At 53.9% G+C, this 19,926-nt stretch carries 25 protein-coding genes and 1 pseudogene; 7 read left to right on the top strand and 19 right to left on the bottom strand.

Annotated features, from left to right (window positions below):
- Nucleotides 1–212: 212 nt before the first annotated feature.
- The gene (locus JYB85_RS05100; protein ID WP_207325670.1) at nucleotides 213–575 is read left to right on the top strand and encodes a cytoplasmic protein; all 363 of its coding nucleotides are present in this window, start codon (nucleotides 213–215) and stop codon (nucleotides 573–575) included.
- Between the two features lie 408 nt (nucleotides 576–983).
- Complete coding sequence (nhaC, locus tag JYB85_RS05095; RefSeq protein WP_207322319.1) at nucleotides 984–2,447, top strand: Na+/H+ antiporter NhaC; 1,464 nt, start codon at nucleotides 984–986, stop codon at nucleotides 2,445–2,447.
- Nucleotides 2,448–2,513: 66 nt separating this feature from the next.
- On the opposite strand, the gene JYB85_RS05090 is transcribed toward nhaC, so the two are convergent.
- Nucleotides 2,514–3,863 carry an NAD(P)/FAD-dependent oxidoreductase gene (locus tag JYB85_RS05090; protein WP_207381320.1) on the bottom strand — a complete coding sequence of 450 codons (1,350 nt, stop codon included), beginning with the start codon at nucleotides 3,861–3,863 and terminating at the stop codon, nucleotides 2,514–2,516.
- A 21-nt stretch (nucleotides 3,864–3,884) separates the two neighbouring features.
- Nucleotides 3,885–4,433 (bottom strand): GNAT family N-acetyltransferase, encoded by a 549-nt coding sequence (locus tag JYB85_RS05085; RefSeq protein ID WP_228730203.1) that lies wholly within the window; start codon nucleotides 4,431–4,433, stop codon nucleotides 3,885–3,887.
- A 207-nt stretch (nucleotides 4,434–4,640) separates the two neighbouring features.
- Here JYB85_RS05085 and JYB85_RS05080 point away from each other — a divergent pair, with 207 nt between their 5' ends.
- On the top strand, nucleotides 4,641–4,865 hold the full coding sequence (locus tag JYB85_RS05080; RefSeq protein ID WP_207381318.1) for a hypothetical protein: 225 nt from the start codon (nucleotides 4,641–4,643) through the stop codon (nucleotides 4,863–4,865).
- Nucleotides 4,866–4,907: 42 nt separating this feature from the next.
- On the opposite strand, the gene JYB85_RS05075 is transcribed toward JYB85_RS05080, so the two are convergent.
- The 14 genes and pseudogenes from JYB85_RS05075 to JYB85_RS05015 form a co-directional block, all read right to left on the bottom strand.
- Nucleotides 4,908–5,270: an acyl-CoA thioesterase gene (locus JYB85_RS05075; protein WP_207381317.1), complete on the bottom strand. Its 363-nt coding sequence runs from the start codon at nucleotides 5,268–5,270 to the stop codon at nucleotides 4,908–4,910.
- A gap of 185 nt (nucleotides 5,271–5,455) precedes the next feature.
- Nucleotides 5,456–6,463: a low-specificity L-threonine aldolase gene (gene ltaE, locus JYB85_RS05070; protein ID WP_207381316.1), complete on the bottom strand. Its 1,008-nt coding sequence runs from the start codon at nucleotides 6,461–6,463 to the stop codon at nucleotides 5,456–5,458.
- Nucleotides 6,464–6,627: 164 nt separating this feature from the next.
- Entirely contained in the window at nucleotides 6,628–7,221 is a 594-nt protein-coding gene (gene tpx / locus JYB85_RS05065; protein WP_207381315.1) for a thiol peroxidase, read from the bottom strand.
- A gap of 106 nt (nucleotides 7,222–7,327) precedes the next feature.
- Nucleotides 7,328–8,152 carry a mechanosensitive ion channel family protein gene (locus tag JYB85_RS05060; RefSeq protein ID WP_207381314.1) on the bottom strand — a complete coding sequence of 275 codons (825 nt, stop codon included), beginning with the start codon at nucleotides 8,150–8,152 and terminating at the stop codon, nucleotides 7,328–7,330.
- 106 nt (nucleotides 8,153–8,258) lie between these two features.
- The gene (locus JYB85_RS05055; protein ID WP_207381313.1) at nucleotides 8,259–8,837 is read right to left on the bottom strand and encodes an OmpA family protein; all 579 of its coding nucleotides are present in this window, start codon (nucleotides 8,835–8,837) and stop codon (nucleotides 8,259–8,261) included.
- Between the two features lie 187 nt (nucleotides 8,838–9,024).
- A complete protein-coding gene (locus JYB85_RS05050; RefSeq protein ID WP_207322310.1) occupies nucleotides 9,025–9,435 on the bottom strand; it encodes an LIC_13387 family protein in 411 nt (136 codons plus the stop codon).
- Between the two features lie 32 nt (nucleotides 9,436–9,467).
- Nucleotides 9,468–10,286 carry an alpha/beta fold hydrolase gene (locus tag JYB85_RS05045; RefSeq protein ID WP_207381312.1) on the bottom strand — a complete coding sequence of 273 codons (819 nt, stop codon included), beginning with the start codon at nucleotides 10,284–10,286 and terminating at the stop codon, nucleotides 9,468–9,470.
- Between the two features lie 623 nt (nucleotides 10,287–10,909).
- Nucleotides 10,910–11,233, bottom strand: coding sequence for a DMP19 family protein (locus tag JYB85_RS05040; RefSeq protein ID WP_207381311.1), 324 nt, complete (start codon nucleotides 11,231–11,233; stop codon nucleotides 10,910–10,912).
- 70 nt (nucleotides 11,234–11,303) lie between these two features.
- A complete protein-coding gene (locus tag JYB85_RS05035; protein ID WP_207381310.1) occupies nucleotides 11,304–11,564 on the bottom strand; it encodes a hypothetical protein in 261 nt (86 codons plus the stop codon).
- Between the two features lie 42 nt (nucleotides 11,565–11,606).
- A pseudogene (locus JYB85_RS18970) lies at nucleotides 11,607–11,824 on the bottom strand (DUF6500 family protein).
- A 100-nt stretch (nucleotides 11,825–11,924) separates the two neighbouring features.
- Nucleotides 11,925–12,299 (bottom strand): hypothetical protein, encoded by a 375-nt coding sequence (locus JYB85_RS05030; protein WP_207381309.1) that lies wholly within the window; start codon nucleotides 12,297–12,299, stop codon nucleotides 11,925–11,927.
- Nucleotides 12,300–12,478: 179 nt separating this feature from the next.
- A complete protein-coding gene (locus tag JYB85_RS05025) occupies nucleotides 12,479–12,925 on the bottom strand; it encodes a hypothetical protein (protein WP_207381308.1) in 447 nt (148 codons plus the stop codon).
- Nucleotides 12,926–13,785: 860 nt separating this feature from the next.
- Nucleotides 13,786–14,208: an SRPBCC family protein gene (locus tag JYB85_RS05020; protein ID WP_207381307.1), complete on the bottom strand. Its 423-nt coding sequence runs from the start codon at nucleotides 14,206–14,208 to the stop codon at nucleotides 13,786–13,788.
- Nucleotides 14,209–14,442: 234 nt separating this feature from the next.
- Complete coding sequence (locus JYB85_RS05015; protein WP_207323104.1) at nucleotides 14,443–15,000, bottom strand: DUF4136 domain-containing protein; 558 nt, start codon at nucleotides 14,998–15,000, stop codon at nucleotides 14,443–14,445.
- Nucleotides 15,001–15,218: 218 nt separating this feature from the next.
- Here JYB85_RS05015 and JYB85_RS05010 point away from each other — a divergent pair, with 218 nt between their 5' ends.
- The 4 genes from JYB85_RS05010 to ruvX all read left to right on the top strand — a co-directional run bounded on the left by JYB85_RS05010 (nucleotide 15,219) and on the right by ruvX (nucleotide 17,061).
- Complete coding sequence (locus tag JYB85_RS05010) at nucleotides 15,219–15,560, top strand: hypothetical protein (RefSeq protein ID WP_207381306.1); 342 nt, start codon at nucleotides 15,219–15,221, stop codon at nucleotides 15,558–15,560.
- Nucleotides 15,561–15,721: 161 nt separating this feature from the next.
- Nucleotides 15,722–16,051 carry a stress response translation initiation inhibitor YciH gene (gene yciH, locus JYB85_RS05005; protein WP_207322304.1) on the top strand — a complete coding sequence of 110 codons (330 nt, stop codon included), beginning with the start codon at nucleotides 15,722–15,724 and terminating at the stop codon, nucleotides 16,049–16,051.
- Between the two features lie 16 nt (nucleotides 16,052–16,067).
- Nucleotides 16,068–16,631, top strand: a complete 564-nt coding sequence (locus JYB85_RS05000; RefSeq protein ID WP_207325661.1) for a YqgE/AlgH family protein — start codon at nucleotides 16,068–16,070, stop codon at nucleotides 16,629–16,631.
- A 7-nt stretch (nucleotides 16,632–16,638) separates the two neighbouring features.
- The gene (gene ruvX, locus JYB85_RS04995) at nucleotides 16,639–17,061 is read left to right on the top strand and encodes a Holliday junction resolvase RuvX (protein ID WP_207381305.1); all 423 of its coding nucleotides are present in this window, start codon (nucleotides 16,639–16,641) and stop codon (nucleotides 17,059–17,061) included.
- A 92-nt stretch (nucleotides 17,062–17,153) separates the two neighbouring features.
- Here the strand turns inward: ruvX and hemH are convergent, their stop codons facing one another.
- The 3 genes from hemH to JYB85_RS04980 all read right to left on the bottom strand — a co-directional run bounded on the left by hemH (nucleotide 17,154) and on the right by JYB85_RS04980 (nucleotide 19,926).
- Nucleotides 17,154–18,158, bottom strand: coding sequence for a ferrochelatase (gene hemH, locus JYB85_RS04990; protein ID WP_228289692.1), 1,005 nt, complete (start codon nucleotides 18,156–18,158; stop codon nucleotides 17,154–17,156).
- Nucleotides 18,159–18,163: 5 nt separating this feature from the next.
- The gene (locus tag JYB85_RS04985; protein ID WP_207381304.1) at nucleotides 18,164–18,733 is read right to left on the bottom strand and encodes a glutathione peroxidase; all 570 of its coding nucleotides are present in this window, start codon (nucleotides 18,731–18,733) and stop codon (nucleotides 18,164–18,166) included.
- Nucleotides 18,734–18,813: 80 nt separating this feature from the next.
- On the bottom strand, nucleotides 18,814–19,926 hold the full coding sequence (locus JYB85_RS04980) for a PilT/PilU family type 4a pilus ATPase (protein ID WP_207381303.1): 1,113 nt from the start codon (nucleotides 19,924–19,926) through the stop codon (nucleotides 18,814–18,816).

Genomic DNA, 19,926 nt, shown 5'->3' with positions numbered 1-19,926 from the left:
TGCCGGGCTTGTTATATCCGCGGCCCCGACTCTGCATCAGCAATTGCTTAAAAAGACATCAGTCAGATACGGTTGACAGCTAAATGGGATCGGGCGCACCTTTTGGATCAGGCTTTTGCTGATACAAAGAACCCACAAGGGATGAAATTCCCCTTTTCTACGGCTAAGGTAAAACCTAAGCGTGCGCATTTATGACTCAAGGCAGGTATTGAATGACAGCGATTACCCATGTTTACAACTACACAGTCCGCATTCCCCATTACAAGGATCCCCAACACGACGTCAGTTGGCGCAATCATGTAGAAATCAACCATTCCAGCGAAATCGCCCTCGCCCGTATTACCAAGTGGCACAGGGACTCGGGCCAACCGGCCTTCGAAACCCAGGGCTTTATGGTGCGCAAGGCCGAGAATGAGGACGCCTATTTTGCGGTCCAAAGCGACAGGCTGAAATCCGATGGCCATGCCCTGGTGACCTTCAAGGTATTTACCGATGAGACCGTTCCCGAGGTCAATCCCAAAGAAATTATCGAACACCTGATTGAAGATTACCGCGGCCGCCTCGATCGCGGTTAATTGAGTCCCAGCAGGCCGGCCGGATCCCACCGGCCGCCGCCCTTTTATTGCCAGCGTTCCCATTCAGCTTCCTTTCCTATTGCTTGCTTCACCTTAATGCCTGTCGCTGACGCGGCCGGTCTGTCTGCTTACCCATCAAAAGTTTCTGCTTGGTCATCAAAGGGTTCTGCTTGGCCAGCAAAAGTTTGCCTTTGCCGCTTTCCCATATAAGTCATCAATGGGTCAAATTGGTAACACCCGAGTTAAACCAAGGTGAAATAAGTGTTGTCGACTTTTACCCTGAATCTGTGTCAGGATGAGCCGGTTGCCCAGAGGGATCCTGGTCACAAAAATCAGGTATTGGGGCCTTCTCCGGTACACCTGCAAGGACACGCAGGATAAAAATTATTATAAAAAAGGAAGCAGTAGATGACACAACACAAGCAAGCCACCTTGGTCGATGCACTCATTCCCGTGGTAGCCCTGGTCAGCATGTTGGCCACAGCGGTTTACCTTTTCTCCTCCGACAGCTCTGCCGGCGCCAACCAGATAGCCCTTATTCTCGCCGCCTGTATCGCCATGGTGATCGGCATCAAGAACGGCTACCGTTGGGAACAGATAGAACAGGGCATAGTTCGCAGCATCGGCGTGGCCACCCCGGCCCTGCTTATTCTCTTCAGTGTTGGCTCCCTTATCGGTACCTGGATCCTCGCAGGTACCGTACCGGCTATGATCTACTACGGCATGCAACTGCTGAGTCCCGACTATTTTTATGCCGCCAGCTGCCTGCTGTGCGCCGTGGTGGCCCTGAGTATCGGCAGCTCCTGGACGGTGGCCGGCACCCTGGGTATCGCCCTTATCGGCATAGCCCAAACCATGGGTCTGAGCATGGAAATCACCGCCGGCGCCATAGTCAGTGGTGCCTATTTCGGTGACAAGATGTCACCCATGTCTGACACCACCAACCTGGCGCCTGCCGTGGCCGGTACCGACATTTTCAGCCATATCCGCCACATGACCTGGACCACAATGCCGAGCATATTGATTGCCCTGGTGCTGTTCCTGTTCCTGGGCCTGTCGGCGGACACCAGTAATGTCGAAACCAACCTCGACGCCACACTGGAGCTGCTGTCGACACAGTTTCACATAGGTCCACACCTGCTGCTGCCGCTGCTGGTGGTACTGTTTCTGGCCTATCGCAAGATGCCGGCCTTCCCGACCGTGATCCTCGGCACCATAGCCGGCGCCTCCTGTGCCGCCCTGTTCCAATTTGACGGTGTAGTAGCCCTGGCAGGTGATGCCAGCCTGATGCCACTGCTGGCCATGGTCAAGGGCATTTGGATTGCCATGTTCAATGGCTACACGGCCAACACAGGCGATGCCATTCTCGATAGTCTGCTGAGCCGCGGCGGCATGAGCGCCATGGTGACCACAGTGTGGCTTATCCTCTCCGCCATGGCCTTCGGTGGCGTAATGGAAGCCACCGGTCTGATGGAGCGCATACTGCAAAGCCTGCTGCGCCTGGTCACCAGCACCAGCAGCTTGATCCTGACCACCCTGGGCTGCGCCATCGGCGCCAACATCATCACCGCGGATCAGTTTATCGCCATCATACTGCCCGGTCGCATGCTCAAGCTGGAATACACCCGTCGCGGCCTGGCACCGGTGAACCTGTCACGGGCCCTGGAAGACTCGGCCACTGTCACCAGCCCCCTGGTGCCCTGGAACACCTGCGGTGCCTTTATGGCCAGCACCCTCGGGGTTGCCACCATAGCCTACCTGCCGTTCGCTTTTTTCAACCTGATCTGCCCCGTGGTCAGCGCCAGCTATGCCTGGTTCCAGATTAAGATTTTGCCCCTGGAAGAGCCGGAAGCCGAACTGGCAGAAGCCTGATTCAACAGCATCCAATAAAAAAGCCGCCCCGGGGCGGCTTTTTTATTGGTGTTTTTATAGCATTACTCAGCCAATGGCGTCGCGCAAACGGCCGTAGTGATAGTAGCCCCACTGTCCCAGGCGGCGGGCGGCGGCAAAGGGAAAGGTCGGCAGCGGGCTCTGATACAAAGGCAAGGCCGGCGCCGCAACGCCGCTCAGCATTCCCGCCAAACGCCAGGCGGCCTGGGCACTGAAGGACACCCCGGCACCGCAATAGCCCATGGTGTAGCCACAGCCATCCTGACTGTAGACATGGGGCATATCATCCATGGAGGCCGCAATCCAGCCGCTCCAGCGATAATCCACCTGCTTGGAAGACAGGGCCGGGAAGGCGCTGTTAAGGGCCTGCTTGAGCCTGGCCGGGTATTCCGGCCTGTGCTCATCCTTGCCCCAAACGGCGCCGCGGCCGCCGAACAGCAAGCGGTTGTCCGGCAGCAGGCGGTAATAATACTTGAGGATCCGGGTATCCATGGTCACCTGCCGGCTGTGCATGCCGGCGGCAAGACGCTCGTCCTCGGTGAGTGGCTCGGTCACTATCACGTTCGACAGTATCGGCAGGAAACGCTGGTCCAGCAGCGGCGAAAATTGCTTGGGAGTATAAGCATTGCCACTCATCACCAACTGGGAAGCGCTGAGTTCGCCCCCATCTGTGGTGAGCAGATAACGGCCCTGCTCCCGGCGCTGGGAAATCACACAGCTGTTTTCATAAATACGCACCCCGGCATCGAGGGCCAGTTTACGATAACCCAGCAACAGCTTGAGCGGATTAAGACCAAAACCGTCCGGCAGGCGCAACGCGCCAAAGGCCTGGTGGTGGTCGAGCAACTGACTGCGCAGCTCGGCGGCGCTGAGGAATTCGGCATCGCCGCCAAAGTGCTTGCGGATAAACTCGGCCCCGGCCTTGAGCGTCTCCATGGCGGCCGGATTATGGGCGACCTTGATATAGCCCTTTTCCTGGGGCTCACAGTCTATATTGCCGCTGCTAATCAGCTCCTCAACCCGGCTGACGGCCTCGGAGAACTCCCGGTAGATGCCATGGGCGGTGTCGAGATCCCAGCGCTTGGCCATCTGGGCGTAACTGAGCCGGCCCGAACCCTTGAGCACGAAACCACCATTGCGGGCGCTGGCACCAAAGCCAATGCGATTGGCCTCCAGCAGCACCACCTCGCGGCCATAGTGACTAGCCAGGTAATAGGCGGTCAGCAGGCCACTGAAGCCCCCGCCCACCACGGCTATCTCGGCCCTGTGACTGCCCAGGAGTGGCGGCTGCGGCTGCGGCAGGGCCAGGGTCGAGGCCCAGTAACTGTCCGGTAAGGCCAGGTTGTGTGGCAGCGGATTGACCAGGGGATCGTAAACGTTGACTGAAGAAGCGGACATGGGTCACCTAAAGCGGAAGGTTCAGAGTTTGTCGAAGCTGAGCAGCATTTCACAGGCGGTGCAGTGGCAATCTGTGCCGCAGCGCACACACACATAATCGGGATTGTCGTGGGACTGATTCCAGCGATCCGGGTGGGCCTTAATCAGCCTGCCACCGGCCTTGGCAAAGTAGCGCACCGCGGCATTATGGGGGCTTTCCTGCCACAGGTGGGCTATGCCCCCCTGAGCTCCCTGGCGGGCACAGGCCCTGGCCGAAGCCAGCAACAGGCGCCCGCCCAGGCCATGACCGCGGGCAGCCTCGGCCAGGGTATTGGATTTGAAATAACACACCTTGTCCTTGGGCAGCTGCCACAGCTCGGGACTGCACCAGCGGTCGGGCTGCCACTGCCCCGCTGCCAGGGTCAGGCGAAATCCCAGCAGTTCATCACCACGGACAGCCACATAGCTGGGATTGATGCCATCCTTGATGCCCGAGTGCCAGAGCGCCTGCAGATGCGGTATATCCAGATAACCGCCACCATGAACCTTGAGGCCGAGGGCAATGACGCTGTCGAAATCGTCCTCTGTCATGGGACGCACTGTTATGGAAGCAAGATGAGAGGATTCGGATGTCATGGACCGTCTGCTTGTTATCATTTTTATGACAACACATTAACACAAGCGGGCGCCGCTGAAAGCCCCAGGACGATGACAAAATACCGGGCCGGCTGCTATAGTGCGGCGTGAATCACCAAGTGCCGTATCCAAGCCCGGCTTGCGAATTTAGAGAGGATGTCAATGCGATATATAACGCTGTTTTTTGTGATCCTGTTGAGCGCCGGCTGCGCCGAGCTCAAGGATGCCGGTCAGGCCATAGGCGAAGCAGGTCAGGCCGTGGGTGAGGCTGGCAAGCGGGTTGGCCGCGACATAGGCCACGCCACCCGGGATACCACCAAGGCCGTGGGCCATGCCTCCCGGGACGCGGTCAAGTCGGTCAAGGAAGATCTGAGCGAGAAGAATTGAGCTAGAAGAACTGGGCGAGAAAAACCAGCGGCTTATCTGCCCCTAGGCTGCCCTGGCCCTGTGTGGCGTCGGCAGCCCCTTGGCATCCACATGGACAAACACCATCTTTGCTATGGTGGCCACGGGCAGACGAGAGACCAGATTGCGCACCAGAGCCTGCACTGTAATCGAGCTGTAACCCATGTGCACCAGCTCGAAACCGAATTTCAGCACATCGCCCTGATGGGCCGGGGTCATAAAGTTAATCTCTGAGATCAGCTTGGTGACGTGGCTGACGCTCTTCATCTGACAGGCAGCAAAGATAGCCACCTCTTCGTCTATCCAACTCAGCAATTGACCACCGAACAGACGATTGGCGGGATTGAGGTGTTCGGGTTTGACCAGGCGGCGACTGTAGAACTCCATGTTTACTCTCCTGCTGAGTGGGCCATCTCAATGAACCGGAAATAACAGCAAGAACAACGCCAGCTTTACATTCCCTTTAATATCATCGCTTTAAATAAAGGCTCTGGCCTGGTGCACGCCCGGTTTGCACCAGGGCGAGGCAAGCTGCACCGGCGCTGGCCATTCGCAGGCCCCTGGAGCAAAGGTTAAACGGACGCCTTGAGGGCGGCCGCAAAGCGGCGGATACCGTCACTGCTGATGTCCTTGTGGGTCACAAAGCGCAGCTGCTTGCCTGGGCTGATAATAAAACCCTGCTCTCTCAGGCTGCGGGCCTTGGCCTGAATATCGATACCCTCATTGACCGAGGCAAACACCATATTGGTCTGCACCTGGTTGATGTCGAGGCTCAGCCAATCCACATCGCCGAGCAGCTCCGCCAACAAGCGGGCATTGGCGTGATCCTCTTCCAGACGCTCCACCTGTTCGGTAAGGGCCAAAATCCCCGCCGCCGCCAACACGCCCGCCTGACGCATACCGCCGCCGAGCATCTTGCGCCAACGTTTGGCCTTGTTGATCAACCGCTCATCACCCAGCAGCAATGAACCCACGGGGGCGGCCAGGCCCTTTGACAGGCACAGGGACACTGAGTCGAAATGCCCGGCAATACGGGCCATGTCAACGCCGCAGGCCACGGCGGCATTGGCCAGGCGAGCGCCGTCGAGGTGAATTTTGAGCCCCTTATCAAAGGCCAGCGTCTGGGCCCTGGCCAGGTAGTCCAAGGGCAGCACCTTGCCGCCTATGGTGTTTTCCAGGCTCAGCAAGCGGGTGCGGGCAAAGTGGATATCGTCCGGTTTAATGGCGGCGCTGATGGCCTCCAGGGCTATGGTACCGTCGGCCTGATTGGCTATGGGTTGGGGTTGAATGCTGCCGAGCACGGCGGCCCCACCGCCCTCGAAGCGGTAGTTGTGGGCATCCTGGCCACAGATATATTCATCGCCGCGCTCACAATGGCTCATGAGTGCCAGCAGGTTGGCCTGGGTGCCCGAAGCGGTAAAGAGCGCGGCATCAAAGCCCAGCATCTCGGCGGCCATGTCCTGCAGGCGGTTGACGGTAGGATCGTCACCGTAAACATCATCACCGACCTCGGCCCTGGACATGGCCAGGCGCATGGCCTCAGTGGGTTGAGTGACTGTATCGCTTCTGAAATCCAGCATGATCTACTCCGTTTTTCGAGTACTTTTTAAATCCAGCCGTGGGGGCTTTTTAAAGAGAGACCACTCTAGCCGCAGTCATCCGACTACCGCAAGGCTTATCCCAGGGCTTTGCTTAAACAAAAGGCAGACTCTGGGTCTGCCTTTGGAAATAACCTGTATCGCGATCAGTTGCTGCTGATTTGCCGCAGTGCCTTAAGCGCCGCCTCATAATCGGGATGATGGCTGACATCGCTCACCAGCTCACGGTACCTGAGCACACCCTCGGCATCCACTATCAGAATGCTGCGTGCCAGCAGGCCGCGGTTCTCAATAAGCAGGCCATACTCTTCTGCAAAGTTGCGCCACACAGAGTCGGACAACACCTTGATCTTGTCGACATTTTCCACCTTGCAGAATCGCTTCTGGGCAAAGGGCAGATCTTCACTTATGGTCAGCATCACCACCTTGTCATCGAAGCCGGACACTTCCTTGTTGAAGCGCTTGGTCTGCAGGGCACAGACACCCGTGTCCAGGCTGGGCACGGCGCTGATAAGCACTGTCTTGCCCTTGAAGTCGCTCAAGCTGACGGGGGCGAACTTCTCATCCACCACCTTGAAGTCCGGGGCCTTGTTATCAAGCTCGGGTTGCACCCCAACGAGTTTGGTGGCCGAGCCCCCCAAGAGTACGCTGCCTTGCTCGGGCGCGGCCTGGGCCTGGATCAGAGTCTGGGTCAGGAAAGTGCCCAGCAGCAGCGCCGTCGTTAAAATTGCCTTGTTCATCGTGTCTCCATAACGGTTTAGCCAACGCCTGGCGCATGGCAAACGGTAAATTGTCTGTGTTATTAAAAAGCCGGTACTAGACCGGCTCTTGTGATTGCTGACTGGATTATTGTGATGGCATGGCCTTCACATGAATATCCATTTGCGGGTAAGGGATGCCAATACCGGCGTCATCCAGGGCAATCTTGATCTGCTCCAGCAGTTCAAAACGGGCCGGCCAGTAGTCGCTGCCCTTGACCCAGGGACGAACCACGAAATCCACGGAGGAATTGCCCAACTCACTGACAGCAACCGTATAGGCAGGATCTTTAAGCACAAAGGCATTGTTGTCCAAGACCTTGGTCAGCACTTCCTTGGTGGCGCGGATATCGGCGTCGTAGGACACGCCTATCACCAGATCTATACGGCGCTTGTCCATGGTGGAGTAGTTGGTGATGGTGCCGTTCATGATGGCCGAGTTCGGCGCCACTATCACCTTGTTGTCACCGGTGCGCAGCTTGGTGGAGAAAATGGTGATCTCATCCACCACACCGACAATACCGGCGGCTTCGATAAAGTCACCCACGCGGCAGGGACGGAACAGCACCATCAGCACGCCGGAAGCAAAGTTGGACAGGGAGCCCTGCAAGGCCAGGCCCACGGCCAGGCCGGCGGCACCGATAACCGCCACCAAAGACGCTGTCTGTACCCCGATTTGCCCCAAGGTAGCAATCACGGTGAACACGAACACCAGGGCCCAGGCCAGGTTGGCCACGAAAGACACCACAGTCTGATCCACCTTGCGGCTGCCCAGAATCTTGGCGGTCAGACGTTTGGCGACGTTTGACAGGTATTTACCGATAAAAAAGATGACGATGGCGAACAAAATGTTCAGGCCATAACCCATGACCAGCTCGGGTAATTGTTTAAGCAAACCTTCTAGGTTTTCCATTGCGTGACTCCCAGTTTTCCAGTTGTAATATTAAGTAGATCGCTAAGTGACTAGTTAAGAAAATCGCTAAATAAATAGTTAAGTAAGTCGTTAAGTAATGAGTAAGTTATTCGGCATCAACCAAAAACTCAACCCGGCGGTTAAGCTTTCGTGCCAGGGGACTGTCCCCCGCTTCCACCGGCTCGTTGCTGCCGCGGCCTTCGATAAACAAGAGTGCCGGGTCCACAGCAAAATCCGCTTCCAGTAATAGTCTGACATGATCGGCTCGCGCCAACGACAGTGCCTGATTGGCCTCGTGAGAACCTATATTGTCCGTGTGCCCCACCAGATACACCGCCTTGCCATGACGCTTGATAAAGTCCGCCACCTTGACCAGGGGCCAGGCCTGATCATAGCCGAGCTTGGCAACCGCAAAATCGAAATACACAGTCACGGCCGAGGTATGCTCACATTGGGGTGGAAAGAGTGAATCCCGGGTGGTCATCAAACAAAGATCCGGGACCTCGGCCACGGGCGCAACGACGCAGCCGTTGGCGCTAACCTTGGCCTTCAATTCGGTAGCGGGACAGGCATCCTTGAGATCCGGCACCCCATCGCCATCCTCATCGTTCCAGCCCCAGGCGGGCTGCATATGGAAAACCAGCAGCAAAACCACCAACAACACAGCTATCGAAGATTCACGCAAGCAGGCGCTCCTTCCGCCATGGGCGGTGGTCCGGTTGGGCCATTTCTGAAATGTCGCATTCAAGAACTTTCAACAGTTTATAGCCACTATTACCAGACCGCCAGCGGACCGGGAGCAAGTGCGCACTAAGGCAGCAGGCTTTGGGGTAAGCAGCAGGAGCGGACGGGCTTCCCCTTCGTTGACTTGTCTAAGTATTCAGCAGCCAGGCCGCACCCAGAAAGCAAATCAAGGCTATCGAGATGCCGATAAAGGGAATTTTGAACCAATATTTTTTAGCCAGCACCAGGTAGCAGGCCGCAACCAGCACCGGCAACCAAGAGAACCACAGCGAGTCTTGCAGCAACTCATGATGATTGATGGCCAGGGGCAAGTACACGGCGGCCAGCAGCATGGCCCCCAGGCTATGGCTGGCGTTGAAACCAATCCAGGCCTTCCAGACCGTGGTTTCCCGGGTAAGCCGGGGCGAGGTGGATTTCATGGCCTCGGCCACGGCACCGTCATAGGGACTGAACTTGGTGGTGAACAGGGTGTAGATCAGATGGATTGTGCCCAGAATGCCAAATATGGCCGCACCTGTGATCAGCAGTAACTTATCCATGTCGCCTCGCTTGCTATCGGTCGTGGATTAAATCAGTCGTGAATTAAGAACATTAGGTTATCTATAGCGCGCAATAGCAGCGGACAGTTGTCCAGCGGGACATTGTGGTCGGTACTGTTCGTCACCAAATGCAGGGCATTGGGATTATGGGCTATCAGGCTTTGATGCAGCTCGCGCCAAAGTTTTTTCCCTCCAGCGCTGTGCCCTATCCACCAGTCGCTTTCGTTTAACTTTGAGGAGGTGGCCACAACAGTGGGAAGCTTCTGGGTGATACCTTCATCGGCTATGGCGTTTTGCCTGTATATCTGCTGCAGATTGCGCCATTCAGCCTGGTCATTGAGCATGGCATCCAGCCGGGCGGCGTCGCGCTCGGCCCACGCCTTATCCAGTTTTGCCAGTCCCTTGCCAAAGCCCTCATGGCTGGGTTCAAGCAACAGCAGCCCCTTCACTGAATCCCCATGGGCCGCGGCGAAGGTTCGCACCTGCAGGCCACCATAGGAATGGCCCAACAACAAAAGCTTATTCCCCGCCTTGATCCCGGTCAGCAGTTGTTGCAGCCGCTCATTTGAAGCCGCCAAAGAGACATCATCTGCTGCCTGCGACTTGCCGTTACCGGCGCGGGAATAGATAACGGTTCTGAGCTGCAGTTTTTCAAGCTCCGGCAGCAAGGGCTGCCAATAATCGACGCCCATACCCACACCGGACTCAATAACCAAAGTGTATTCCCCTGCCCCCAAATCCAGGTACTCCAGCTTCGTACCACCGGCATCAAAGAACTTGGTTTCCATGGGAGTGGCCATGGCCAGTTGGGTGATGAAACAGCAAAGACCAAGAATAAATCTGAATTTCAAAATGTGCTCCAATTTTGAGAAATTTAACGCATTAACTATCTGTGCCGCCATTCATCAGAATATTTTTTTAGGCAGCCCATTCAAACAACATCTATTCAGGAGCATTTTACTTTTGACATCCACAATATATAAATAGATGTTTTTAGTGTTTAAAAACGCTATTGGAGAACCACCAATAACAACTGTGTAAAACATCCGATCAACTGGATCGTATTTAATTTGCTCTATAATGAAGTAGCCGACGTAATCATATACCTTAAACTCTTCACCAGTAGAATTATATTTAATCTTTAGATCACTTGGGGTGATGGTATTTTCTCTATTACTCACAGTCCTTCTTAAATTGAATTCAATTTATTGAACTCTAACAATGCCTGAAACCTACTTACTTCTTTTTCCTTTTAGATTTCTTAGGCAAACAACAACTCTAACTGGTTGTACTTTTGCATTGTCTTTTAACTAGCTTCAAATATAAATCTACTAATTTTAAAAAATGTAAATATAGTTAAAATGAGAGAAATTATAAATAGCGCGCAATATTTAAGCATAGTTGCCTAAGAACTCAGCACAGGCGAAACGGCAGCTGCATCCAGCAAGCTTTTTGGCAATTGTGCCTGGCCTTATTAACCTTCATAGCCTGATACTAAAGATGCTAAATTATCTTTATATGCCAAAAACTCTTCATCTAGATCTTCAAAGGCATCTGAGTCAGGTGAAACATCCTCCAATAGCTCCTGCCGAATATTCCGATCTTTTGGAGGCATGCCGCCAGGAAATTTACACGCGGCCTTTTTTAGAATATTTGCAGTATGATTTGCTCCTATTGTTAGCAAAGCCTGTATTGTTTCCTCGGTATGATCCCCTGCGGAGTTAAAGAAGAATTGATCAAACCCACCATTATTTATTTCAGCCTCAAGCTCATCTATAAGCTCTTGAATCGTTGGCATACTATCTCTCCTTGAAGATTAACGCCAAGCTAAGTGGCGTTTGAATCACGTCCAAAGCTTGGCTGCCGTGTTATGTGTTTGGGCTATCAATAAGTTTATAGCCTTCAGCTTCATACTCGTTTATACAAGTTTGAAATTTATTCTCTATTTTAATTTCATCGAACCAACCAAGGGCATAAGAATGACATTTTACTTTCATTTTTTCATCATTAATTAAAACAGCTTCTTTTTTTAACTCGGCAAAGCCTAATGAGTATGCCATTTCAACAAACCTTGCATTTATATAATAACCGATGACAAATGCAACCAAGACTAACATTACTTTCTTCAAAACGACTCCAAAATTTGATGGTATAAATTATCACATAAGCCGTTAATCACCAGCTTGAATCATATTTTTAATTTTACAAGCTTTTTCAAAGTGGTCTAGTTTATGTGTTTCAATCCACCACCGAGCGACCTCCATTAAAATCTCAGGTTCATCATTCTTGTTTTTAAAAACGCATAAAAGGAAAGTCCTACATCCGAGCCTTTTTTCTCGTTTTTTTGATCACAAACTTCAATGATCTTCTCCCTAAGTTCTTTTCGCAAGGTCAGTATTCCTTAGTGATATTGAGCAAATAACGCTTTGAACAGCTGAAAACGCGAGCGCAGCGAGTGGTTTTCAGCTAATTTAACTTGTCAGGAATTTTTACCGGCCTATTTTTGCAAAGTTGCATTGTATTGCCGACAAGCATTCTGTAGCCCATTTTCTTGTAGTTGAGTTCGTAGCATTAATTGAAATGTAAGCGATGCCTGCCACCGCGGTTTCGTTTAGTTGCTCTACCGGCAAATTATGGCATTGTTCTGGAAGCTGCTTAGCAACAGCATCTGGATAGGCGTGCGTAACAATATCCGCGTATTTTTGTAATTCTGTAGCTGACAAGATGGACAGCTTAAGAGAGGCAACCTCTTCAGATGAGTACACTAGACCAAACTGATTAAACGGTTTGCCTTCTGAATTGTTTGGGCTTATTTTTCTTGCATGCTCAATCACATCAGGAAAAGCCCAAGATTCTGGTTCCATAATCAACTCCTCGGCGAATGCAAATGTTGCAATTGAGACCAACAAAGAAAAGTAATTGTGTTCCTTAGGTTGTTAATCTCTCGGATTTCCTTACTGATGCCTAACGCAAAGCACACGGGCGACAAGCCGCGCAGCGGGTTGGCGTCCCAGCGACCAACGGGAGCGAGTGATGCGTATTGTTAGGCATTTTTTACACCTAAAACTGACCACTGCTGCCAAGAACCTAGAGCAAACAGGCCGCCAATAAACAAACATATACCAGAACTAATTAACCAGAACGTCAGACTGTTTTCTGGGAACATTGGCATTAACCCGACGAAGGAAACGCCACGAATTAAAAATATACTGGCAATGAGGATTAGCGCCAATTTTGTCAAAGGTAAACGTTTAATTTCGCCCGCGCCCGACAGGCCATAAAGCGCCCAAACCCAAAGCATCATGACAATAACAGAGGTTACAATTGTCGGATACCAAAGCCCTTGCTCTGCCATCCGAGCCATCTGTTCGCCTGCACCAAAGAAACGATACCAATCGCCTCCGAATACAATACAACCCAGATGAGCAAGTGCAGCAGCGAAACAACATATCGCCGCTGCCAGAAGATACTTATTACTAGCAGAATGCATCTTTCCTCCGTGAATGCTTAACAGCTGCATAGTGCGCATGCGCGTTTTAGTCCTCGGAGGAGTAAAACGAGCATTGCTAATTTATTGTATTATCTACTGAATACGACAACTGGCCCAAATATCCTCGGCAGCAAAACGCGCATGCGCGGTTTCCAAACCTATTATCTACATCGCAGAATTTTCAACTTACTAATTTATCGTTTATTTTTTGAAATGTTACGGAAATAGTGCGCAAGATTTTCATCCGTTTATTGAGTCTTTTCCCTAAAACCCAGATACGGCTGTATAAAAGTATTGTTAAGCCAAGCGGCCCAAGGTTTAAGTAACTCAAGCTAAGTGGCGTCGCCTTACGTTGACGCCGGCACACATCCCATCTTAGTTGTCATCAGGAGTGTTATTCAAAAGCTCTTAAGCAAGCATGGCTACCGCACGGGCTGAAGTGTTCTGCTTCGTCCCTTAGCACCAACTTATCCTTAACGAATCAGTATCTTGGCAGAGAACGATGCGCTTAAGCAAGCGGTAAAATAATATGTATCAAGCTTTTAAGGCTAAGGTCGCACGATTGCCCGAGCGGTACACCTTTAATCAAGCACTGCCGCACCAGTGACCATCGGCGACATGGTCGCTCAATCACATCTGACCTCCATGGACGGAGGAAATGCCAGTTTTGTTGGGAACAAAACTGGCCGTGTGATCGCGACATTGGCGCATCCCTGCACAGAACCCACTACAGGAGATATGCGGTTCGCCAGATATTAAGGTGAGCAATTTCATCTCAGTGGCATTTCCAAAAGACAGCTATGGCCAAACCAATTGCACCGCACAAACATCATAGGAGGCTGCGGTAAGAGACAGCCACTTTAGCTCAGTGTGTTTTTCAACGCGTCCAGCAGTGCCCGGTAGATGGGATTACAAAAATCCGATACCTGTTCCTCGTTGGCTGATTCAAAGCTTGAGCTCCACTCAACCACACAAGTATTCTGCTTTTCGCTCAACTTAACCACGCCTATGTAATGACTGACGGCTTCACGGGCCACAGGTCCGGGGCCATCGTCAATGCTGTAGGAAAAGCTGTATTTATCGGGATGGAACTGGGTCAGGGTTTCCTTGAACACATTATTGAGTACCCTCTTGGCACCCACTTCATTGCCACCTTTATCACCCACTTTTTCCAGTGAAGTAATGACACCTTTAGCCCAGGACATGTCATGAAAGTTGCTGACCGTTTTCCACACCTTGTCTATAGGCGCAGCTATTTCAACCGTGTTGTAACATTTTCCCATAACCTCCCCCCATTGGATTTTCTGGTTAGCAGTGACACCTGGGGCAAACCATCTCAGTTGAGAAATGCATGCAGCCCTTGCGTTACAGCAAGTATAGCCAAATACAGGGGTTACTTTGTGCGACGGTGAAAGGCTTGCAGGCTTTGATAGTCTGCGGAAACCTGTGTGTCCAGACGAGTTCCCGGTCAAAACAAAAACGGCCCCAATGGGCCGTTTTTGTTTTAGAGCGTGAGCTTATTGGGCACGATTCGGTGGGTAGTTGGCCATGATCTTGGCCACCGCCTGACGGATCAAGGCCTCGCGTTCCTGGGGAGTATTCTTGTCCTTGATGGTGTCGGCCAGGGAGCCACGCCACACCAAGCGGTCGCTCTTGTGGTCCACCAGATCCACAATCAGGGTACCCACCTCGTATTCGCGTACCACGGTTTGGGTCTGGACGCTGTTGCCAAAGCCCCAGGATGGGCCCCAATAGGGGTTGTAACCAAAGCTGGTGTTAAAGGTATCGACATTGATTTTTTTGTCGACCTTGGTGAGGTAATTCACCAGCAGATCCGCCTGCTCGGTGGCCACCAGGCTGAAGCCCTTGGCCTTGAGTTCGGCATCAACAGCATCGCGCACCCTTTGGTCCATCAGACCATCAAGATGGTAGCCGGCCCCCTCCTCCTGCTTGGCCACCCAGGCATAGGTTTTGTACTGGGTGAAATTGACCGCAGGGTCGAAATCCCAACTGGTCTTGATACTGCTACAGGCCCCCAGCGCCAGTGCTGCCAGGGCGATAAGATACTTCTTCATCATGTTTCCTTTGCTGTGTAATCCAAGCCATTCAAGGTGGACTTTCCTGTGGTTCTTGATTTCAGCTTAGCCGAACTGAAGCGGCATTCACAATAGCCATCAAGGACTTCTGCCTGGCCATTTGCATTCTCTTTGCTGTTTCTTTACGTCGGATGGCTTGACTCCAAACAAAACTCAATTGATAATCATTATCATCTAAACCCCAATGGAGTCACCCCATGTATTGGTTTCTGAGTGCCTTCGCTCTGGCCGCCGCCATCTTGCTGTTTGCGCCCCGCTCCGCCTCCGTCAGCCCTGAACATGGCCGCTTGTTGCGGCAAACCGCAGTCGCCGACAGCAAGGCCACCCCAATGCTGTTGCTTATCACCCTCGGCATCAGTCTGTGGTTGTTGTTGCTGGTTAAATCTCAGGGGGGGAACAGCTTCGTCTGGGCGGCGCCCGGGTTCGTGTTGACCGCGGCCATAGTGGCCATCCCTACACTCAGGCGCTTTCTGCTGCCGGTGGCCCTGGGTACGGGATTACTGCTGGCCCTTATCTGCTTTCTGCAGCTGCTGCCCTGATAACGCAGACATGAGATTATCCAAGGGGATTAGCGGCTTAACTACTGGTTCCCGCTGGATTCTGCTTTATAATGCCTTGCCCCCGGCGAGGCTGAAATAGCCCACCTGTCCGGGGTAATAGTCTGGTAAACTGAAAATAGAAACCCCATCCAGAGCGACAGATGAGAATCGATCCAAACGTATTGCTGGTGTACAGCACAGACAAGGGCCGTATCGATGCCCCCCGGGAAGAAGCCGAAGTCCCCAAGGGGGATGGCATAGTGCGGATCCACAAGGACAGCAAGGGCCGCAAGGGCAAGGGTGTGAGCGTCATCAAGGGACTGGGACTGGACGAAGCGGCACTCAAGGAATTGGCCCAAAAACTCAAGAAACAGTGCGGCTGCGGCGGCACAGTCAAAGACTTCTGCATCGAAATTCAGACGGACAACCGCGAACAGCTCAAGGGACTGCTGGAAAAGCTGGGCTATCAGGTGAAGTTGGCCGGCGGTTGACCTGTAGGAGGATAAAATGGACAGTCTGCAAAACCATTTCCTTATCGCCATGCCGGCCCTGGCCGATGGTTTTTTCGATCGCGCCGTCATTTATATCTGCGAACATGACGCCCGCGGCGCCATGGGGCTGATGATCAACAAACCCATAGGACTGGATGTCAACGAATTGCTGGAGCAGATGGGCCTGGAGGGCGATGAACTGCGCCGTATCCCCGCCCTGGATGCCAAAGTAGTGGTGGGCGGTCCGGTCAATCCCGAACGCGGTTTTGTGCTGCACAGTCCCCAGCCCGGCTGGGCCGGCAGCACCCAGCTGTCGGATGACATCATGCTGACCACTTCCCGCGATGTGCTGACCAAGGTGGGCACAAACGAAGGTCCTGAGCACTTTATCGTGGCCCTGGGCTATTCAGGCTGGAGTGCCGGGCAGCTGGAGCAGGAGTTGGCGGATAACAGCTGGCTCACCATTCCAGCCAACAGCGCCCTGCTGTTCGGTGCTCCCCACGAGGACAGGTGGCAACAGGCCAGCCGCGCCCTGGGATTCGAGCCCTGGCAGATCTCCAACCAGACTGGCCACGCCTGAGGATTTTATGCAAGCCAAGACAGTCATGGGCTTTGATTTCGGCACCAAGAGCATAGGCATTGCCGTGGGCCAGAGCATCACCGGCAGCGCCAATCCGCTGCTGTCCATCAAGGCCACCGACGGGATCCCCAACTGGGATCAAATCGCCACCATCATCAAGGAATGGCAGCCGGATCTGCTGGTGGTGGGCCTGCCGCTGAACATGGACGGCACAGAGCAGGAGATGACCCTGAGAGCGCGCAAATTTGCCAACCGGCTCCAGGGCCGCTTCGGCCTCAAGGTGGCGACCCAGGACGAGCGCCTGACCACCGCCGATGCCAAGGCCAGGCTGTTTGAGCTGGGCGGCTTCAAGGCGCTGACCAAGGGTCAGGTGGATGCTGTGTCGGCTGTGCTGATAGTGGAGAGTTTTTTCGAGGCACAACTGGCCTGACGTCCGACCCTTCCCACCCAAATAGCCCCATAAAAAACGCCGCTGACTGCGGCGTTTTTCATTTCCGGCAAACCCGGTTACAGCAAGCTTGGTTACAGATAGGGCGCCACCAGCTTGGCCATCATATCTATGTGGGCCGGATCATCATTGAGCGCCGGAATATAGCGGAAGCGCTCACCACCGGCATGCTCGAAGATTTCCCGGTTTTGTCCGGCGATCTCTTCCAGGGTCTCCAGGCAGTCGGCGCTGAAGGCCGGACAAACCACGGCCACATCCTTTACCCCCTCAGTCGGCAGCTGGGCCATGGTGGCATCCGTGTAGGGTCCGAGCCACTTGGCCTTGCCAAAGCGCGACTGGAAGGTGTTCATGTACTCACCTTCCTGCAAACCCAGCTCCTCGGCCACCAGACGACTGGTCTTGAGACACAGGCAATAGTAAGGATCGCCAAGGTGCAGGTTGCGCTCCGGCATACCATGGTAGGACAGCACCAACTTTTGCGGCTTGCCGTTGACTTCAAAATCGCGACGTATGCTGGCTGCCAGGGCCGAGATAAATTCGGGCCTGTCATGGTAGCTATTGATAAAGTTGAGCGACGGCAGATAGCGCCAGCCCATCAGTTCTTTGGCCACCGCATCAAAGGCGGAACCCGTGGTCGGAGCCGAATACTGGGGATAGAGGGGCAGCACTGTGATGGCATCGACGCCATCGCTGTGCAGCTGCTGCAGCACTGAACTCACCGACGGCTGGCCATAACGCATCGCCAGCTCCACCCGCACTTCGCTGCCCTGCTCTGCCAGCAAGGCACGCAAGGCGTCACGCTGACGCAGGCTGATGTCCATCAGCGGCGAACCCTGCTCGGTCCAGATCTGTTGGTACAGGGCGGCGGATTTGGCGGGCCTGACCCGCAACACTATGCCGTGCAGTATCAGTTGCCACAGCAATTTGGGGATTTCCACCACCCTGGGGTCCGATAAAAACTCCGCCAGGTAGCGGCGTACGGCCTTGGGCGTCGGCGCATCCGGGGTCCCGAGGTTCAGCAGCAATACCGCTTTCTTGCCCCTTGGGCCATGGCCCTGTTGTTTGGAAAGTCCTTTCAAAGCAATTAACTCTTGTTATGTTTAACCAATGCCGCTTCTATGGCGGACACGAGTGCCGGATCTTCCGGCGTGACACGGGAGTTAAAGCGGGTAACCACGCTGCCATCCCCACTCACCAGGTACTTGAAGAAGTTCCACTTGGGGGAACCGGCCTTCTCGCCCAGATACTTGAACACGGGATTGACGTCGCTGCCCCACACCGCCGAGGTGGCAAACATGTTAAAGGTCACACCGTAATTGATGAAGCAAATTTTGGCAGTATCTTGCTCTCGATCTTCTTCCTGAAAAAAATCATCGGATGGAAAGCCGAGGACCACCAGGCCCTGGTCTTTGTACTTTTGATGCAGCGCTTCCAGGCCCTTGAACTGAGGCGTAAAGCCACAGTGACTGGCGGTATTGACGATAAGCACGGGTTTGCCGGCCGTGAGTTGACACAGATCCACTGTCTGCTCGGAGTGCAATTTGCGCAGCTCCTGATTGAGAAAATCCGGGCAGTCGGCCAAGGCTTGCTCGGCAACAGCGAGTTGCCCCAGGGACAACAAGGCCAACGCAGGCAAAAAGCAGGATGTTTTCATAGCGTGCCTCCTCTTGTTTACTTCAGGCCAGACAGGAAAACGCCAGACCCGGGGTCTGGCGCTGTCCTTGCGGCCTGGGGTTAATCCATATCCAGGGTCACACCTTCCAAAAAGCCTGAACCGCCGGAGTCCTTGCTGGCGAGCTTGATCATCAGACGCAGATCGTTGGGCGAGTCTGCATGGTGCAGCGCATCGGCGTAACTGATTTCACCTTCCTGATACAGGTTGAACAGCGCCTGGTCGAAGGTCTGCATGCCCTGTTCGTTGGACTTGGACATGGTGTCTTTCAGCAGATGCAACTCGTTCTTCTGGATAATGCTCGACACCCTGGGGGTATTGATCAGAATTTCGATGGCTGCCCGGCGGCCGGTGCCGTCGGCCTTGGGTACCAGCTGCTGAGCCACAATGCCGCGCAGGTTCAGCGACAGATCGAACAGCAATTGATGATGTTTGCTTTCAGGCACCAGGTGCATGATGCGGTCCAACGCCTGGTTGGCGTTATTGGCGTGCAGGGTCGCCATACACAGGTGACCGGTTTCGGCGAACGACAGGGCGAACTCCATGGTTTCCTGGCTGCGGATCTCACCGATGAGGATCACATCCGGCGCCTGGCGCAGGGAGCTTTTCAGCGCCGCGTCGAAGGAGTCGGTATCTATGCCCACCTCACGCTGGGTAATGATGCTTTGCCTGTGGTCGTGAACAAATTCCACCGGATCTTCGATGGTGAGAATATGACCGCGGGCGTGACCGTTGCGATAGCCCACCATGGCGGCCAGCGATGTGGACTTACCAGTACCGGTACCACCGACCATGATAATAAGACCGCGCTTGCTCATCACCAGATCCTTGAGGATGGCCGGCAACTTGAGATCGTCCATCTCGGGGATCTTGGTTTCGATGCGGCGCATCACGCAACCTGGAGATTCCCGCTGCCAGAAGGCGCTGACACGGAAACGTCCCAGCTCCTTGGCCGCAAAGGCGAAGTTACATTCACGGGTTTCGTGGAATTCTTTTTTCTGGGCGTCGCTCATCAGCGACTCGACAAAGTCCAGCGCCTGGGCCGGGTTGAAGGCATTTTCCGCCAGCGGCCGCAGCTCACCGTCTATCTTGGCGCTGGGCGGGAAACCTGCGGTGATGAACAGATCCGAGGCCTTGCGCTCGACCATCACCTTCAGAAACGGACGTACATCCAT

Source organism: Shewanella sedimentimangrovi (assembly GCF_017354965.1).
GTDB classification, from domain to species: Bacteria; Pseudomonadota; Gammaproteobacteria; order Enterobacterales; family Shewanellaceae; genus Shewanella; species Shewanella cyperi.
This window is presented reverse-complemented; position numbering and strand designations above follow the sequence as displayed.